This is a genomic window from Flavonifractor sp. An82 (assembly GCF_002159265.1).
Lineage (GTDB): Bacteria > Bacillota > Clostridia > Oscillospirales > Oscillospiraceae > Flavonifractor.
Window position 1 is genome coordinate 16,586 of sequence record NZ_NFHG01000005.1, and the last position, 17,439, is coordinate 34,024.

A 17,439-nucleotide genomic window follows, 5' to 3' on the forward strand; every position below is an offset into this window, starting at 1 on the left:
AAAAGTTCACTTTGTGCTCATAACACAATATCTGTCCGGTAAATAGGACTATTCGCTTGCGTTCCATCCCATCTCAGAAATTATCCGTAACAATACTGCAAACTTGCAGGCTTAATAATATTACGCTAAAATATGGGAACTACCGAACCGTATCACTTGGATAGAAAGCGGGTAATTCCTGATATGCTTCACTTTATAATAGGCAGTAAGACCGCATCGATTTTTCCAAGTCTGAAAACAACTGCGCCTATCATCTACCTCAACACCTTCTCTGGCGAAGGCCTTAAGGTATATGAGGCCGCACAGGCCACTGGCTGCCCACCGTTTACGCTGGTGGCCATCAGTGATCTGGACTGGAACCACGACATGGTGCCCTGGGACAGTCCACCAGTCTTCAGAAACGCCGAATCCTGTACCGGCGGAGCAGACGACTATCTACGGCACCTGACCACGGAGATTATCCCAACGGCAGAGAAGGAACTTGCCGGAGTTCCGTCCTGGCGGGGAATCGCCGGATACTCTTTGGCTGGTCTGTTCGCCCTGTACGCTATCTACCGGACAGATATGTTCTCTCGGGTGGGGTGCATATCCGGTTCCTTGTGGTTTCCTGGCTTCAAAGAGTACATCTTCTCCCACGAGCCGAAGAGCCGGCCGGACTGCATCTATTTCTCTCTGGGGGACAAGGAGGCTAAGACACGCAATCCAATCCTGAAAACAGTTCAGGAAAATACAGAGGAGATCTGGGCTTTTTACCAGAGCAAAGGCATCGACACAGTGTTCCAGCTGAACCCCGGAAACCACTTTGTCCAGGGGATTGAACGGACCATTGCGGGCATTCAGTGGTTACTGAACAGATAGACCGCAGTCCGCAGGTCTTTTATTCTTTGAATAGGTGTGTGAAAAACTGATACGCCCGCCGCACAGAAAAGACTTGCTTAACACCCCCGGCAGAGGTACAATAGCCCAAACAGCAGAAAGGATTAAAATAATGGGTTATCACCGTTTTTCTTCTCGGCAGATAGGCGGCCTGTAAGAGAGCATGTTTCCTTGACGACTCTTGCAGGCGGCCCGAACTGTCAAGGAGTGAGCACAATTGAACAGAGACCGCAGTTACTATCGCAAACAGCGCATGCGTGCGATCCATCGCAAGGAAACGATCCTCCGCCAGCTTGGGGGCGAAGAGTTTGTCTCCGCATGGGCACGCGGCGCCGCCGGACGGTTGTCCAAAGGGAAGATCCACTGCTCCTGCTGGATGTGCCGCAGGAAGTCGTATGACGACCCCCAGATTCGGGATAAGCGAGCGGCCATGGATGCCGCCCAGCAGTTGCTGGAAATCGAGTAACTTCTCTCACGAAAAAACGCTTCCCGGCCGGGGTTGGCAGACACCTGCCGCCCCTGGTCAGGAAGCGTTTTTGACCCCATATTTGACCACAGTCAGGACCGGAACACGTGGAAACAGCGGATTTAAGAGCGTCAAAAAATATTCGATACCGAGCGGAAAATGCTGGAAAGCACTACAAATCACCACAAAAAATTTGGTTCAAGCGTTTGGGAGCAGGAGGCCCGGGGTTCGAGTCCCCGCACTCCGACCAAATTTTGCAGAAAAAGCGCCTAAATAGGCGGTTTTTCTGCATTTTAAGTTTGATTTTTGTGGTTTTGGAGATTGCTGTTTTGCGGCGGTTTCAGTGGTGGAACAGCGGTCGGGGGATGAGTGAGCGCAGCCGCCGAAACCGCCAAATCCCTAACCCATCCCTAACGGGGAAACTTCCGCATTTTCTCCGTTTCTATCGGTGCCGTTGTCGGCCACTCCTGATTGTATGTCTACGCTGCGTAGGTCGTGAAGCAGGATTTTTCCTGCTATGAGTCGATCTTTGACCAATCTTAAATTTAATAGAGCGTCCACCAGTATTCAAACACTTTGCGATACTGGTTGCCCTTCTTCGATAGGCCGAAATACTTACGGACTTTTCGATTGGATCTTCGCTTCAGGTACTGTTGACGATCGCTGGACTTCATATACTGAATGTGCAGTCCAGAATGAAGTAATGTTCTTAATCCCTCATAGTCTCCCATGATATACCCCATGTTTGGTGCATACCTGCTGTGCTGAATCAAAAACAGAAGATGGTCTGAGTGCCTGACACATTGGGTACGGCGATATTGGCGGCCGGAACGTCGACCGCATCCGGGCTCGTTTTTAGTAGATCCCAAGATCTCGGCGATCCGCTTGTTTAACTCTTGCTCTGTCATAAGTCTTCCTGCTCTGTACGGTTCGGGTGATAGGGTTGACCCCGTGCCAGGAGCCACGCTGTTTCGCGTGGTATTCCCGCTGGGCTTTCTTACTGCGTTTGTCCAATGGAACCAACTGCGTCACAGCTGATCATCTCCTTCTTTTTGTCTTGGTGTGAGCACCCCAGAGGGCACAGCACAGCAATCGCTGGCTGATATACGGACGGCACCGAGGATGTTCCGATCGTAGACTCTTGTATAACAATCTCATTACAAATGGCAAAGATCGCTTGCTATTTTAGAGCACATCAGGTATGCTGAAATACTCCGCTAAGGTGGAGATCATCCTGGTGAATGGAGGCGATCCATATGTCCATGATTCAGTTTCCTGTCATCGATCCTGTGGCTACCGGGGCAAATATCTGCCGGCTCCGGAAGGATCGCGGCCTGACAGTCCGAGATCTCCAGCACTATTTCGGATTTGAGGAGCCGCAAGCCATCTACAAATGGCAGCGGGGCCAGAGCCTTCCCAGTGTAGATAACCTCTATGCACTGAGCGCTTTGCTCCAGGTGCCGATGAACGAGATCATCATCTCCACTTCTCATATCGTTTCTTGCGAGCAGCAGGCAGCCGCCTGCTGCTCAGGTCTTTTTATGGGGACATTTCCTCAGGTACAGTGGGCATGGCAGAATTTCAAAACCGCTTAGATCCTTATCCGCCTGTACCCATAGGCCTGCCGCGGTCCTGCCGGACGGCCGCAGCCCTTGGGTGAACAAGCGACTTTATAAATAGAATATCACGCCATTATGGCAAGTATCAGAGAAGCGTAAGGTCGAATTCTGCTTTTGACAATGGATGTGTGTTAGAAATGGCAGTATTTCGGTGGACGAGGATGGAGGCGACTGACGAGCCTTTCACAATGAGTTATGAGCTCATGTTGCATTCATCAGATGCAGTCCATTCTTTGCCGGGGAATGCGCAGCATCATAATTCATCTGCGCCTGAACCGATCATCACTGCCTATCCATTCTGCCACGCCCACCACACCTGAAGGTGTGGTGACGGCATTTATGCAGCCGTACTCTTTTCGATAAAATCGCTGAGGATGTCCTCAAAGCTGTCATTTATGTCAAAGGGCGGCTCATAGGATACCTCGGTGTTGACCAGACACTTGTCCAGGGACATGGAGATCTCGTCAGCCCTCTTGCTGAGCGCCGTGGCCATGCCTCGGATCTTGTTCCGATCAAAGTCGATGGTTGTGACCTGCGTGGCATCACAGCGGTAGGAGACCTGGTTTCCCTCGCCGTTGAATCGGAAGCCGGAGCCTCCGCCGGTAATGGTCTTTTCACTGTTGCGGAGCATGGTCATATGGCGGAATACCTCAGCCAATTCCTGACGCTGCCGGTTCAGGCCCACCTCGCTGTCCATATCCAAATCCAATGCGTTCTTGGCGGCGTGGATAGCCCGGCACAATTTCTCCCGCTCCTCCAGCAGGGACATGAGGAAGGCGGCTACCTCGTTGGCGTGGCCGGCATACTCGCTGGGAGCAGCTTCCTCCACTACGGCATCCTGAGTATCGGACATGACCTTGCTCCGAAGATGAGTGGTCTTGACCTTGACGATATTGCGCCGGTCCTGAAGGATGGCAGTGGCCTCACACATCAGAGCTTTCAGTTTATTCTGGAATCGAAACGCATCTTTCATATTCATGGATCATACCTCCTTATGTCACTCCCCGGCGGAACGATTTGATGGGTCAAGCATACTCCAAACTTGATCAGTTGTCATTGAACTGCTGGTTGAATATGGCGAGGTTTGCTTTTTCGTGCGTTATAGGCGGTTCCGGCTTGACCGTGTCCATTTCCATGAAGCCGCCGGTATTCTCCGCCGCTTCTGGCTGTATGTCTACGCTGCGTAGGTTGTGAAGCCGCGCCCCTCCTGCTATAATCTCGATAAAACCTTTGTACAGGAGACCAAACTCATGAACTTATATGTCACCGGCAACACCATCAAGCAGCTGCGGGAGCAGAAAAAGATGACGCAGGCAGAACTTGCAGATAAGATCGATGTCAGCAGCAAGACCATTTCTAAGTGGGAGACCGCCAAAGGGCTGCCGGATATCTCGCTCCTCGAACCGCTTTCCGCCGCCCTGGGTGTCTCCGTCATGGAACTCATGAAAGGCGATGCTGTCATCAATCAAAACAGATCCGCCAATCTGCTCCGCTCCAAGCTGTACGTCTGCCCCATCTGCGGCAACGTGATCCACACCCTGGGGGATACGGTCATCAGCTGCTGCGGTGTATCTCTTCCGGCTTTGGAGGCTGAAGCGCCGGATGAACATCATGAGATCCAAATCGAGCCGGTAGAAGATGAGCACTTCATCACCGTCCATCATCCCATGACAAAATCCCACTACATTTCCTTTTTGGCCTATGTGACATCCGAAAAGTTTCAGATGATCAAGCTGTACCCGGAAGGAAACGCAGAGTGCAGATTTCGTCTCCGAGGGCGTGGATACCTGTATTGCTACTGCAACCGCCATGGATTGATGGTGAAGCAGATCCGATAACCAGGTGTGGTAAATACGAAACACAGACAGAGTGCATCCACAGGGGATGCACTCTGTCTGTGCATATAGGGACTCCCTTTCATCCCACTCTCTCGAACGGGATCACCTTGCACCGGCTCTCCTCCGGCGGGTCGGGCGGCTCGGGTTCCGGCTCTGGTTTGGCCGTAGCCGTTTCCATGAAGCCACCGATCTTCTCCGCCGCGCCCCTCTGCATCTCATTGGTGATGTGCGTATAGGTGTCGAGGGTGAATCTGACGCTGAAGTGGCCCAACATGCTGGACAGGGTCTTTGCGTCCACGCCACTGGAGAGGGCCATGGTTGCAAACGTATGCCTGAGATCGTGGAAGCGCACGTGTTCCTCGATGCCGGCCATTTCCAGCAGCTTGCGGTTGATCCTGGACACTGCGTCCGGGCTCCAGTAGCCGCCGGTGCGGGGCGATGGGAACAGGATGGGGTTGTCCGGGTGCTGTTCGTGCTCCCGCACCAGGATGTCCACTGCCTGCTGGGACAGCGCCACCCTGCGGATGGAGTTCTTGGTTTTCGGCTCGGTCACCACCAGCTCCCCGTCGATGCGGGTGACCTGCTTGCTCACTGAGAGGATATGGGTTTTCATCGTTTAACAGTATACCGATCGTTTTAATCCACTCACGCCAAGGCGTTTTTGCTTCATTCACCTTGATAATGCCACATTCTTTTTCAGAAGATTCAGAATAATTTAATTGAACATCAATATCCCGGCCGTTTTTTCGAGCCTTCCATCCACCATTTGCAATAAATTCATTAAGCGATTCATCAGATGGGAATGATTTGGCATACATATTTCTTATTGTGTTGACCAGAGAATCAAACTCCTCTGTATACCAGGCTCTTGCCATATAGTCATTTCTTTCGGCAGCCCTGGGACAAACCAGACACCCAGCTCTACGATTACCTTTTTTATACGCTTCGCTGAGGTATATATCTTCTGAGTATATATACATATACAGTTCAGCAGAATTCCACTCCAAGATTGGATTACAGCTATATTGACCCTTGTGTTTTTCACCCAAGCTTACATAGTCGTATTCACTTCTCGAAATGCTTTCACTGGCTCTGACTCCGATAAAAGCCATTCCTGTAAAATTTGATTTCCCTGTTAGCTCCCTCAAAGCAATCACCTGCGGAGCTGTTTTATGTACGCTACAGCACCATCGAGTAACAGTTGCGGGGGGACCAAATTTTCTCCAAGACTCCTCCGGTGAAAAGTGCGACTTAGCACGAACAAATTCAATTCCTTGTTCTTTACATTGGGCTTCTATCCTATTTACAGTTGTATATGTATCCGGAAATTCCATTCCAGTATCGCCAAATAGCACCTTGAACTTGTTGTGCGGCAAAGCCCGCTGCACCGAATCGAGGGCTACTACGCTATCCTTACCACCACTGAACGCCACATAGAAGACATCTACTCGATCCATGTAGTCTACATAAGTGTTGTATATTTTTTTAATTGTTTCCGCAGCCAGTTTCTCCAACAGATCCCGGTTCTTCTCAACCATTGCAGGGATATCAACAAAGCGGAGCGGTTGTCCATTTGGTTCTGGGTCATCCAAAATGACGATTTCAGGTGCTGTGTAAAGACTCCCGCCTTTTGTCTTGGCAACCTGCCGGCCTCGGTAGAAATAATTGTTGGCCTCCGCCCACATATATGGGTAGGAGTCATTCTTTGCATAATTCCAATACCGGTCAAATCCCAGAATATCCAGTTCTTTATAATACACCGGACGGGGTTCCTTGCTAAAGGAAAGCGGGGAACTGTTTAGCAGCAATCCGCCCGTCTCGGCATCCCAAGTGTATGAGTACATATTAGTCGGTGTCCTTCCTTTGCCTTTGTGCGTTCGCCTTGATAATGAGCGATTCTATTTCTGAGTATCTACGGCGGGCAAGATACCCTTTGTCACTCAAAAATTGAAGCACTGGGGCTTTTTTCATCTCTATTTGATTGTTTGCCAATAAGTCAACGATTAAGTCATCGAAGCTGTCAATACCTGCAGAACGCTTGACGATTGCACCAGCACATTCGGTTCCATTAAAGCTGCTGTGCAGAAGCATATATTTTTGACTGTAGCTCGCCACATAATGCTCCAACAAGAAGATGTTCCAAGGGAATCCTACATAGGGAAATGCGCCGAAGTTTGTCGCTTCCAGCAGAGGAATATACTTTCCCATGCAGATACGATCCAAAGCCTCATCCATTGCTTCAACGGGAAAATGAGCGGCAGTTTTTGCTACAAACTGATCTCGGCTGATTCGCAGGCTATTTTCGTAAATCGCCTCAAAATATATGAGAGTTGCGAGGTTATTTGCCAAACTCTGAAGCTCGGACAGCGTGAAAGTATCATGACTTCTTGCATATTTTGCAAACACATCTGCCATCGAAAGTTCCTGGCCCGAGTGGCTGATAATATTTCCCTTGAAGGAAAATTTATCGCCTAATTTTGCCTTTAACGCATCCCGAAATCCATACATAGAGAGGATGTGATTCTCATCTATGATAATGAAACACACGGGCGGGGTTTTCCGCTATCAGGCCATCCCGGATCGCTTGGTCCAGGCATTGCTGGAGCAGTCGGTGGATGTGCCGCATGGTGTGTTCACCCAGCCCTGGATATTCAGGGCTCTCCGGGCGGTGACCGCCAAAGTGTTTTCGCTCCTCCAGAAAATCTCCGACCTGTTCCGCAGTCAATTCCTCCAGCAGTACCTCGCCCAACCTGGGGAGAATGTGGTTTTTGAAGAGATACCCATGAGCGGCGTATGTGGTCGGTCGGCTCTGCTTCTTGTCATAGACCTCCTGCCAGTAAACGATGTACTCTTTCAGCGTCATATCCCCACCTCCATGCACTGGCGCTGCAGGTTTCGGAATGCCACCCACGGCAGGCCGCCCTGTTTCAGTATCCGCTTGTGCAGGTAATAGAACTCGTGGAGCTGATATGGTTCTCCAGTCTTGGGGTTAATGAACACATAGCAGTCGGTTTCCGGTATCTGTTCCAGAAGATGCTCCGCCTTACGGTTGAGGGCCAGTAGGCGCTGTCCCTTGAGGATATACTGGCAGCGGATATGAAAATCGGCCCACGACAAGGTGATGAGTTCACATTGCCGCAGGCCGCTGGAGAGTCCTGTGTAGATGAGTGGGAGCACGCCAAGCTGTTCCGCCGCGTTTAGATATCGCTGGAGCTGGCCCAGGCGCAAGGGGGCCGTTTTATATTCCTCGGCCTGCGGCTCCTGGCAGAGCCGCACCGGGTTATAGGGGATAATTTGGTCACGGGCTACTTCGTCCATACAGCGCCGCAGGAGCAGATGGACGCACCAGACGCTTCTGGCGCTGAGTCCCTGGCTCCGCAGGCTGTCATAGAAGCCGGTGACGGTGCCTTCGGCCAGCTCCGCCAGTGGGATGCACCCGATCCCGGGGAGGATGTGGCGGTAGATCAGGTTGCGGTATCCGCCCACGGTGCTACCGCGCCATCTGCTCTGATTCTCACAAAACCAGCGGTTGCACCACTGGCCTACGGTGCAGCTGTTTCCTTTCTGCATATCGTCGTCTCCTTCCGGCAACCGAACAATACCACAGAAAAAAGGAAATAGCTACTACTTTATTGCCCAGTGCAGGTCACGTCCATCCCCATAAGCTACGGAACTTGCCGGCCCCGTATTCTTTGTTTAGGCGGCGCATATTTTGTGCCGCTTGCGGCCGCTGCCCACTTTACGGCTCTGTCTCATAGGGCCAGGTGTTGATACCGCCGAATTCGTAGATGTTGGTGTAACCCAACTCGGCCAGTATGGAAGAGGCGGTCTTACTGCGGTTTCCGCTGCGGCAGTAGACCAGCACCGTGGAATCCTTCTCGGGGATCACCTCGGCGGCGGTCGTTTCGTCTATGGTGCCCACCGGCAGCAGCACAGCGCCGGGGATGTGGCCACTGTCGTACTCGTCCTGCTCCCGCACATCCAGGATGATGACCTCCTGGGTATCCATCATCTCTTTCGCCTCTTCTTGGGTGATTTGCTGGTAGGAGCCGTCTGCGGCAGTCCCACCGCACCCGGTCAGCAGGAAAAGGGCAAGCAGAAAAGGAATGGTTCGTTTCATTTAAGCTCCTCCAAAAGTCCGGCAGCAAAGGCCTTGTGGCCCTGCTCTGTGAAGTGTACGCCGTCATAGGCCAGGGGGATGTCCCATTTCCCGGCGTCGGCAAAGCGGATGCTCAGTCGCTCCGCCAGCGCCTGGCAGAGCTGTGCGAAGGTGCGGGAGTCCTCAATGAGCTGCGGGTTGGGCACCCACTCGCCCATAGCCATTGGCGGCGGTGCGATCAGCAGGAGCTTGCTTCGATCCAGGGAGATGCCGGCGAGGAACCGCTCCAGCCGCTCGGCGGCCTGCTTCGGGCTTCGCCCCTGGAGCAAATCGTTGGTCCCCAGCATGACGATCAGTAGATCGGTGTCATCCGGGAAGGCAGGAGCGGCAGAAGGGATCTCCCGGCCGTTTTGACCCATGTTGGAGATCGTCCATCCGGTCTCCTCGGTCAGAATGTCCACCCACCGGCAATCTGCGCCATAGCGTCCACCGAAATAGCCCCGAGGGTCGTAGCCATAGGTGTTAGAGTCGCCGAAGCAGATGACGTTCATGCTATGCATTTCCTTTCTCTGTATGTTCGCATTCTCCAAAGTAGAGAAAGAAGCTTTCGCCTAATTTTTCCGTCCCTTCGATTGCTTTAGCCTTATTAGAATCTCCTCATCCGCCGGACAGAACGCAAATTGATCAATCTCATCCACCGTGATCCAACGGATGTCATTATGCTCCAGTTTCTGGGGGACGCCCTCCCTGATAGTGGCATGAAACAGTGTCAGATGGACCGTCAGATCGGGGTATTCGTGAACTACATCCATGAACACTTCTCCTACATCCAGGGTAATAGACAATTCTTCCTGACATTCCCGGATAAGCGCCTGTTCCCTGGTTTCGCCTGGCTCTACCTTGCCGCCCACAAACTCCCACAACATCCCTCTGGCTTTGTGGGCCGGGCGCTGGCAGATCATAAACTTGTCCTGATTCCAAATGAGGGCTGCGACTACTTCCGTTGCCGGTTGCATCATTATTTTGCCTCCAAAAGCCGCTTGCAGTAGTTGATCTCTTCTGTTGTAAATAAGCTCTGATATTCTGGCTTACACACGGAATGTTCCATAGTTAAATCCAAGCGCCCGCAGAGATACAAGGTTGTATATCCATCAGATGGATTTCCAGATGCTATCCCGCTGCCGATGAGGCGCTTAGCTGTTTCTACACCTCCATGTTGCGAAAGCATCTGGTTAAAGCGAGTTGGATTATATCGGCACTCCTTTTTTGCCCGCAGCATTTTATCTTTCAACTCATTTTCAAACTGAAACGCAATTTTATCCATCATAATCCCTCTCTTACCCCACCACGAGCTTATTGGTTTTCTTCAAGAACTTCGCCGGAATCGGCCGTTCCAGCTTCCAGATGATATTCATGGGTCTGCTCCCCTCATGCTTCACATAGTCGGCCACACCCAGGAAGGTGTAGGCCGCTGCACCTCCTGTGATCCGGTCGGACTTAAACTCCCGGACAAACAGCAGCACCTTGCTCCCCCGTTCCCGGTGATGGATGTACCGCTGCCCGGTGGGTGAGTCTGCCGCCGTGGTACTCTGGCTCTGCCAATGGAACAGGCTCTCGTTGATAGAGTAGTCGTTATACATGGTGGTGGGCGAGTAGTCCTTATCCGCTTTATTCAGCGTCACAAAGAACACGTCCAGCTGCTTCTCCGGCAGCCACTTCACGCCCTCACGCACTGTGGCCGGTTTCAGAAAATCCAGTGCCACCAGCAGCTGATCCCGGGTATAGGTGCAGTGGAGATCCAGTGGGCAGTCAAAGCCCAAATCCACCGGCTCGTCAATGAAATCAATCTGCTCATACCGATAGCGAAGCAGTTCCAAAAGCTCACTCAGCAGCACGGGACTATCCGAAAGGGTATACAGGTTGTCCAGCACCTCATCAGATGTCCAACTCTCTGCCGCCTTGCCCCAAACAGTTACGTAGAACATCTGGAGCATGCGTTGTTCCAGCTCGCTTAGAGTCGGAAAGTCTACATCGTCCAGACGAGGTAGCAGGTCCAGCAAAAAGCGGATCCAGCGCCGGGAGTTCACAACAGCCAGCCGGCCCATGGCTTTTGTAAAGACCTCCTCCAGCGGTTCGATGAAGTCCGCGATCACATCCGCTCGAGCACAGATGCGGGAGAAAGAAGAAAATTTGTAGATTGCCCTGGGGTCCAGATGATAATAGTCCAGGAAGTTTGCCAGGGTCAGCTCCAGGCCGCTGTCCTCCGCAAAGCTGGCCACCCGAGACACCAGCCCGGTGGTATTGCTGTAGGAGGCACGAATGTTATCCAGAATGTACTTGGCGGCTTTCTTCTCCATCTGTATGTAGCAGCCCTTGGGCGCGGAGACAAATCCATCTTTGATCTCCCGGGTCACGCTGCGAGTGGTATTGGACAGCAGGGCGGCAAACTTGTCCTCAAAATTATACCGCTTATTGGCCTGGCCGATAAAGTCCAGTACGGTCAGGCATTCTTTATTCTCTGCAAGCCGCAGGCCACGCCCCAACTGCTGAAGGAAGATAGTCAGGGACTCGGTGGGGCGCAGGAACAGCACCGTATTGACCTCCGGGATGTCCACACCTTCGTTGTAGATGTCTACCACAAAGATGAAGCGAACCTCACCACTGACCAGCTTCCCTTTAGCGGTTTTTCTCTCCTCATCGGAGGATTTCCCAGTCAAAAAGATGGACGGAATCCCGTGGTCATTGAAATAGCGGCACATAAACTCCGCATGCTCGATGGACACACAGAAGCCCAGGCCTTTCACCTCGTCGATATCGGTCACATACTTGAGAAGGGAGGACACCACCAGATCGGCGCGGCGGTTGGCCACGGCGCCGCTGAGGGTGTAGAGATTGGAAAGCTCATTTTTGTCGTAGCCGCCGGCATTCCATTTCAGGGTGTTCAAATCCACCGTGTCGGTAACGCCGAAATACTGGAAGGGGCACAGCAGCTTGCGGTCGATGGCCTCTGGCAGACGGATTTCCGCGGCAATCCGGTTGTTGAAGTAGGGCAGTACACTCTTGCCATCCATACGCTCCGGAGTGGCTGTCAGGCCCAGGAGGATCTGGGGCTGGTAGTAGGACAGTAACTTCTGATAGGTAGGTGCCGCTGCGTGGTGGAACTCGTCTACCACGATGTAGTCATAAAAATCCGGAGCGGTTTTGGCGGTGAAATCCTGGGAGTTGAAGGTCTGGATGGACAGAAACAGGTGGTCAATTCCCTCTGAACGGTAGCTGCCCACAAACAGCTCGCCAAAATTGGCGTCCTTCAAGACTGCTCGGAAGGTGTACAGGCTCTGCCGCAGAATTTCCTCCCGGTGGGCCACAAAGAGCAGCCGGCAGGCCTTGCCAGGATGCTGCTTGCAGAAGCGCTTATAGTCCAGAGCGGAGATCACTGTCTTGCCGGTGCCGGTGGCAGCCACCACCAGGTTGCGGGTGTAGCCCCGGACGGCGCGCTCCGCTTCCAGCTTGTCCAGGATCTCCTGCTGGTAAGAGTAGGGCGCAATATCCATGGTGTAGACTTCGGCGTTGTTGGCGTCGAAGTATTTTTCCGCTTTCAGCGCCCGGGCCAGTCGCTCCTTCTGATCCTCGGAGTAGTACTCAAATTCGTTGGAGTTCCAGTAGCTCTCAAATGTGGCGGCGATCTTATCGATGGTTTCCGGTAGATCTCTACGGGTGATCTTCACATTCCACTCCAGTCCGCTGGAGATGGCAGCATTAGATAGGTTGGAGGAGCCCACATAGGCGGTGGTGAAGCTGGTATTCCGGTAAAAGACATAGGTCTTGGCGTGGAGCCGGGTGCGCTTGGTATCGTAGCTGACCTTGATTTTGGTGTTGGCCAGGGCACGTAGCTCCTCAATGGCCTTCACATCGGTGGCTCCCATGTAGGAGGTGGTGATGATCCGCAGTTCCCCTCCATTTTGGGTAAACTCCCGCAGCTCGTCCATCAGGAGCCGCAGGCCGCTCCACTTGATGAAGGATACCAGCATGTCGATGCGGTCGGCAGAGACGATTTCCTTTTTGAGCTCCGTGTACATCTGGGGCTCATGGATAGCCCCGGTGAACAGACTGCTCTGGGCGATGGAGGTCTCCGGCCGACTCAGATCGGCAGCTGTTTTGCCGATTGCCAGCCGGGGATCCTGCTCCCGTAAAAGCGCAAGAAGCTGCTCCGCCCGCTGATCAACGCTCAGCGCGGCAAAGTCAGCTTCCTGGGTCGTATTCTGAATGAGGGTTACGATCTGGTTGGCGAGCCTGATCTGCGTAGAGATGTCCCCGCCGTTGTCCAACACATTCTCCAGGCCCTTTTGCACCACATCCGCCAGATACTGCGCCAGCACTTTGGAGGCCTCCGCCTTGTCAATGGGCGCAACCGATTTGCGGGCGTCAGGAATCTCCGAAAACTCGCGGTTTAGGGCAGTATTGATAACTTGTTCGTAGAGGCCGGGAGACAGCATAATCGTTCCCTCTTCCAGTCTTCTCTTTGGCGATGTATATTGTACTTAGTATAACTGGAATTACAAAATCCAGCAAGGGCTGATTGGCAAACATCGACAAAGCTGTTCGGCTTTGATCTATCCCATTTCCCATTATCGAGAAATCAGTTTAACATGATATTTGTTCCATAAGCAGGACTATTCTGTGCAAAACTCCCTATCGAAACAGAAAGCGGATGATGTAAGCTGTGTACACCTTCTCGGCCCAAGACAAAATGGTATCTATTTTTCCATGTCTTGAGGCAACTGTCCCAATTGTCTACCTCAACACCTGTTCTGACGAGGGACGGAAGGTATATGAGGCCGCGCAGGCTGCCGGCTGCCCGCCGTTCACGCTGGTGGCAATCAGTGATCTGGACTGGAACCACGACATAGTACCTTGGGACAGTCCGCCTGCTTTCAAAAATGCTGAGCCTTGCACCGGTGGTGCGGACGACTAGTCCAGAACATCATCTCCCGGTTTTTCTTTTTGCCCATGCTGCCCGCCTTCTTGCAGGGGTTCTCTCGGAGATTGTAATACCGTACCGCGTGGTTGAAGATGGCACTGAGCTGGTTGTGGACCGTTTTTAAGTACACCGGCGAGTAGGGCTTACCGTTCTCGTCTTTGTGGTTTAGCATCTCGTTCTGCCAAGTGATGATCTGCTGGGCGGTGATGTTGCACATCTTCAGCCTGCCGAAGTAAGGCAGCAGCTTAGTACGGATGATATGGTCCTTGGTGGCCCAGGTGTTTTCCTTAAGCCGGGTTTTCATATCCGCCGTGTAGAGGTCCACGAAGCTCTTAAAGGTCATATCCAGATCGGCGCTGGTCTTGTTGAGCTGTTCCCGCTCCCAGGCCTGTGCCTCCCGTTTGGTCTTGAAGCCCCGCTTCTGGGTCTGCTTGCGCTCGCCGTTCCAGTCAGTATAGCGGTAGACCGCCCGCCAGGTGTTTGTCTTTTCTTCCTTATAGACTGCCATGATTAGCCCTCCTTTCCCGTCTTGCCGTAGCAAAACTTCTCCATGAAAAAGTTACGATTGACCCGCCCGGAAATGGTCAGATAGCCCTTCTCCCGGAGCTCAGCGTTGAGCTTATGGATCACCTTGTAGGCGTGGGACTTGGAGATGCCCAGCTCCTGGGCCACTTCCTCCACGCGCATAAAGTTTTGTGCCTGCATTGAAAATACCTTCCTTTCCTCATTGATGGCTGCTTCGGCTGGATGTTGTGTTCCATAAATGCCTCCTCACTTTCGTCGCCACTTTTTTCCCGGATGTATAACCAGGGATTGCGGCAGTTCTTTTTTTATTTATTGTCCCTAAGCTATTTTGCTTAGTCTATTGTCATTATACTAAGCAAAATAGTTTGTGTCAATCTGGGTACGCAAAATAAATTAAATAAAATTGTTTAGTATTCCCTTGACTTTACTAAGCATTTCTGCTACGCTTTTCCTAAAGACAACCAACGATTGGAGTTGATGATATGGCGATTGGCGAACGGATTCACTTTTTCCGTCTCTTGCGGGGGATGACACAGAAATATCTCGGCATGGCACTGGGCTTCCCGGAGAAGTCCGCCGATGTGCGCCTGGCACAGTACGAAACAGGATCAAGAACCCCAAAGGCAGACCTTACCGCCGCCTTAGCCCAGGTACTGGATGTCTCTCCCCATGCCCTCTCCGTCCCGGATATAGACTCCTATGTGGGGCTCATGCACACCCTGTTTACCCTGGAGGATAACTACGGGCTCAAGATCAGCGAGATAGATGGAGAAGTCTGCTTGAAGGTTGATGTGCGAAAGAGCAAGGACGCCGCCCGGCTGCATGAGATGCTCTGCTCCTGGCAACAGGCTGCTGCCATGTTGGAGGCGGGCGAAATCTCCAAAGAGGACTATGACAAGTGGCGCTACCATTACCCGGAGTTTGACAACTCCCAGACCTATGTGAAGGTGCCGCCCCAGGACCTCTTTTGACCCTCTCACTTGTAGGCCACGGGAGAGGCCGTTTGTTGCACAAAATAATAATAAAAAGAAAAAGAGAGCTAACTGACTAATCAAAATCAGTTAGCTCTCTTTTTATGAATAATGAAAAAATGTTGCCAAATCGTTGCCACAGAGGGCCTTAACCCCTCAAAAAGCCAGCAAAATCAAGCTTTTCCGGGCTTCTGAAATCATTCCCACTCGATGGTCCCCGTGGGCTTCGGCGTCAGGTCGAAGAGCACCCGGTTTACCCCCTTCACCTCATGGGTGATGCGGTCAGTTATGTGCTGAAGCAGAGCGAAGGGTACGTCTTCCACGGTGGCGGTCATGGCGTCCACAGTATTCACCGCACGGATGATCACGGGCCACTCGTCGGCCCGCTTGCCGTCCCGGACGCCCACACTCTTGATATCGGGGATGGCGGTGAAGTACTGCCACACCTTACCCTCCAGGCCGTTCTTGGCAAACTCCTCCCGCAGGATGGCGTCAGACTCCCGTACCGCCTCCAGGCGGTCCCGGGTAATGGCGCCCAGGCAGCGCACACCCAGGCCGGGGCCGGGGAAGGGCTGACGGTAGACCATATTGTCAGGCAAACCCAGGGCCTTGCCGCAGGCACGAACCTCGTCCTTGAAGAGCATCTTCAGGGGCTCCACCAGTTCAAAGTCCAGATCCTCCGGCAGACCGCCCACATTGTGGTGGCTCTTCACCGCCTTCACAGTCTTGGTGCCCGACTCGATGATGTCGGGGTAGATAGTACCCTGTCCCAGGAAGGAAATGCCCTCCAGCTTCCGGGCCTCCTCCTCAAAGACGCGGATGAACTCACCGCCGATGATCTTACGCTTCTGCTCAGGATCAGCCACACCGGCCAGCTTGTCCAGGAAGCGGTCCACCGCATCCACATAGACCAGGTTGGCATCCATCTCATGGCGGAACACCTGGACCACCTGCTCCGGCTCGCCCTTGCGGAGCAGGCCGTGGTTCACATGGACGCAGGTCAGCTGCTTGCCGATGGCCTTGATGAGCAGGGCGGCCACCACAGAGGAGTCCACACCGCCGGACAGCGCCAGCAGCACCTTCTTGTCTCCCACCTGACGGCGGACCAGCTCGATTTGATCGGCGATGAAGTTTTCCATGTTCCAGTTGGCTTCCGCGCCGCACACGCCGAAAATGAAGTTAGACAGGGCCTGCTTCCGCGCCTCATCGTCTTCCGGCCAGGGGGCGTCCCCCTTGTGGTCCACCAGCAGCACCGGCAGGTCGCAGTTATAGATTTCCTTGGAAACGTCGATCTCCACACCGTCCACGACACGGTTGGGTCCGCCGTTAAGGATGATACCCTTTACATTGGGCAGAGCCTGTACCTCCGCCAGGGTGATATCGTGGGGGTGGATCTCGCTGTATACGCCCAGAGCGCGGACTTCCCGGGCAATTTTGGCATTTTCCTTGCTGCCAAGGTCCAGAATCAGAATCATGTCCTGCTTCATTGCAGTACCTCCCCGTTTCTTCAAAATAGCTGTGCGCGGCCGCCGGCGGCGCTTTTTGACATTATATCACAGTTTCCGCAAGTTGGAAACCTCTCAGCGGCGCTTGGCCAGCTCTTTCCACACCGCCTGGGCAATGAGCTCCTGTCCCTCCGGGGAGCGGAGCGCCTCCAGCACCATGGCCTTGAACTGGTCCTTGGCCTGCTTGGTGGAAAAGAGGGCCTCCAGCATGGTGGCGCCGCCGCCGGAAACAGGCTCCGGCTTGGGCCGCTTTGCAGCAGGCGCGGGCCGGTACACCGGCTCCTCCTCCGCGGTAGTCAGACTGCCGCTCATCCAGTCCTCCTGACGGGTGCGGTCTCCGCTCTCTCCCCGGAGGTAGAACAGGGACACGCCAAAGTAGGACGCCATTTTCTCCTGCTGGTCCTTGGTGGGGGTGGCCCGGCCGGTCTCGTATTTCTCAATGGCGTTCTTGGGGAAACCCAGCTCCGCCGCCAGGGCAGGCCGGGACAGGCCCTTCTCATTGCGCAGGGCCTCAATGCGCTGTGCCATGGTAACCATAGATCATCTCTCCTTTTTCTGATAC

The 17,439-nt window shown here is 53.2% G+C and carries 19 protein-coding genes and 2 pseudogenes; 5 read left to right on the forward strand and 16 right to left on the reverse strand.

Features of this window, described 5'->3' with window-relative positions:
- The first annotated feature begins 183 nt into the window (after nt 1-183).
- Entirely contained in the window at nt 184-858 is a 675-nt protein-coding gene (locus B5G34_RS07225) for an alpha/beta hydrolase-fold protein (protein WP_087335649.1), read from the forward strand.
- Between the two features lie 235 nt (nt 859-1,093).
- Nucleotides 1,094-1,342, forward strand: coding sequence for a hypothetical protein (locus tag B5G34_RS07230; protein WP_024723283.1), 249 nt, complete (start codon nt 1,094-1,096; stop codon nt 1,340-1,342).
- Between the two features lie 545 nt (nt 1,343-1,887).
- Here B5G34_RS07230 and B5G34_RS07235 read toward each other — a convergent pair.
- Nucleotides 1,888-2,250, reverse strand: a complete 363-nt coding sequence (locus tag B5G34_RS07235; protein WP_087335651.1) for a hypothetical protein — start codon at nt 2,248-2,250, stop codon at nt 1,888-1,890.
- Nucleotides 2,251-2,598: 348 nt separating this feature from the next.
- On the opposite strand from B5G34_RS07235, the gene B5G34_RS19470 reads away from it, so the two are divergent.
- Nucleotides 2,599-2,937 carry a helix-turn-helix transcriptional regulator gene (locus B5G34_RS19470; RefSeq protein WP_338109742.1) on the forward strand — a complete coding sequence of 113 codons (339 nt, stop codon included), beginning with the start codon at nt 2,599-2,601 and terminating at the stop codon, nt 2,935-2,937.
- A gap of 361 nt (nt 2,938-3,298) precedes the next feature.
- Here the strand turns inward: B5G34_RS19470 and B5G34_RS07245 are convergent, their stop codons facing one another.
- The gene (locus tag B5G34_RS07245; RefSeq protein WP_087335653.1) at nt 3,299-3,940 is read right to left on the reverse strand and encodes a hypothetical protein; all 642 of its coding nucleotides are present in this window, start codon (nt 3,938-3,940) and stop codon (nt 3,299-3,301) included.
- 271 nt (nt 3,941-4,211) lie between these two features.
- On the opposite strand from B5G34_RS07245, the gene B5G34_RS07250 reads away from it, so the two are divergent.
- On the forward strand, nt 4,212-4,799 hold the full coding sequence (locus B5G34_RS07250) for a helix-turn-helix domain-containing protein (RefSeq protein WP_087335655.1): 588 nt from the start codon (nt 4,212-4,214) through the stop codon (nt 4,797-4,799).
- A 79-nt stretch (nt 4,800-4,878) separates the two neighbouring features.
- Here B5G34_RS07250 and B5G34_RS07255 read toward each other — a convergent pair whose 3' ends face one another.
- From B5G34_RS07255 to B5G34_RS07315, 12 genes and pseudogenes are all read right to left on the reverse strand, one after another.
- Entirely contained in the window at nt 4,879-5,412 is a 534-nt protein-coding gene (locus tag B5G34_RS07255; protein WP_242956911.1) for a site-specific integrase, read from the reverse strand.
- Nucleotides 5,413-5,707: 295 nt separating this feature from the next.
- A pseudogene (locus B5G34_RS19475) lies at nt 5,708-6,643 on the reverse strand (phosphoadenosine phosphosulfate reductase family protein); the annotation flags it as partial.
- Between the two features lies 1 nt (nt 6,644).
- Nucleotides 6,645-7,307 carry a hypothetical protein gene (locus B5G34_RS07265; protein WP_087335657.1) on the reverse strand — a complete coding sequence of 221 codons (663 nt, stop codon included), beginning with the start codon at nt 7,305-7,307 and terminating at the stop codon, nt 6,645-6,647.
- Nucleotides 7,308-7,323: 16 nt separating this feature from the next.
- Nucleotides 7,324-7,662: a phage integrase SAM-like domain-containing protein gene (locus tag B5G34_RS07270; protein ID WP_242956913.1), complete on the reverse strand. Its 339-nt coding sequence runs from the start codon at nt 7,660-7,662 to the stop codon at nt 7,324-7,326.
- Entirely contained in the window at nt 7,659-8,369 is a 711-nt protein-coding gene (locus tag B5G34_RS07275; protein WP_087335658.1) for an integrase, read from the reverse strand. Before B5G34_RS07275 ends, B5G34_RS07270 begins: the two co-directional genes overlap by 4 nt.
- Before the next feature lie 169 nt (nt 8,370-8,538).
- Complete coding sequence (locus B5G34_RS07280; RefSeq protein WP_087335660.1) at nt 8,539-8,919, reverse strand: rhodanese-like domain-containing protein; 381 nt, start codon at nt 8,917-8,919, stop codon at nt 8,539-8,541.
- Nucleotides 8,916-9,449: a GDSL-type esterase/lipase family protein gene (locus B5G34_RS07285; RefSeq protein WP_087335662.1), complete on the reverse strand. Its 534-nt coding sequence runs from the start codon at nt 9,447-9,449 to the stop codon at nt 8,916-8,918. The genes B5G34_RS07280 and B5G34_RS07285 overlap by 4 nt, the downstream gene beginning before the upstream one ends.
- A gap of 60 nt (nt 9,450-9,509) precedes the next feature.
- Nucleotides 9,510-9,917, reverse strand: coding sequence for a (deoxy)nucleoside triphosphate pyrophosphohydrolase (locus B5G34_RS07290; protein WP_242956916.1), 408 nt, complete (start codon nt 9,915-9,917; stop codon nt 9,510-9,512).
- A complete protein-coding gene (locus B5G34_RS07295) occupies nt 9,917-10,225 on the reverse strand; it encodes a hypothetical protein (RefSeq protein ID WP_242956918.1) in 309 nt (102 codons plus the stop codon). Before B5G34_RS07295 ends, B5G34_RS07290 begins: the two co-directional genes overlap by 1 nt.
- A 10-nt stretch (nt 10,226-10,235) precedes the next feature.
- The gene (locus tag B5G34_RS07300) at nt 10,236-13,391 is read right to left on the reverse strand and encodes a DEAD/DEAH box helicase (protein ID WP_087335664.1); all 3,156 of its coding nucleotides are present in this window, start codon (nt 13,389-13,391) and stop codon (nt 10,236-10,238) included.
- 477 nt (nt 13,392-13,868) lie between these two features.
- A pseudogene (locus tag B5G34_RS07310) lies at nt 13,869-14,384 on the reverse strand (Arm DNA-binding domain-containing protein); the annotation flags it as partial.
- A 2-nt stretch (nt 14,385-14,386) separates the two neighbouring features.
- Nucleotides 14,387-14,581, reverse strand: coding sequence for a helix-turn-helix domain-containing protein (locus tag B5G34_RS07315; protein WP_006571508.1), 195 nt, complete (start codon nt 14,579-14,581; stop codon nt 14,387-14,389).
- Between the two features lie 302 nt (nt 14,582-14,883).
- On the opposite strand from B5G34_RS07315, the gene B5G34_RS07320 reads away from it, so the two are divergent.
- Nucleotides 14,884-15,372: a helix-turn-helix transcriptional regulator gene (locus B5G34_RS07320; RefSeq protein WP_087335666.1), complete on the forward strand. Its 489-nt coding sequence runs from the start codon at nt 14,884-14,886 to the stop codon at nt 15,370-15,372.
- 197 nt (nt 15,373-15,569) lie between these two features.
- On the opposite strand, the gene guaA is transcribed toward B5G34_RS07320, so the two are convergent.
- Both guaA and B5G34_RS07330 read right to left on the reverse strand, forming a co-directional pair.
- The gene (gene guaA / locus B5G34_RS07325; RefSeq protein WP_087335668.1) at nt 15,570-16,859 is read right to left on the reverse strand and encodes a glutamine-hydrolyzing GMP synthase; all 1,290 of its coding nucleotides are present in this window, start codon (nt 16,857-16,859) and stop codon (nt 15,570-15,572) included.
- A gap of 93 nt (nt 16,860-16,952) precedes the next feature.
- Nucleotides 16,953-17,414 (reverse strand): helix-turn-helix transcriptional regulator, encoded by a 462-nt coding sequence (locus tag B5G34_RS07330; RefSeq protein WP_087335670.1) that lies wholly within the window; start codon nt 17,412-17,414, stop codon nt 16,953-16,955.
- Between the last annotated feature and the right edge of the window lie 25 nt (nt 17,415-17,439).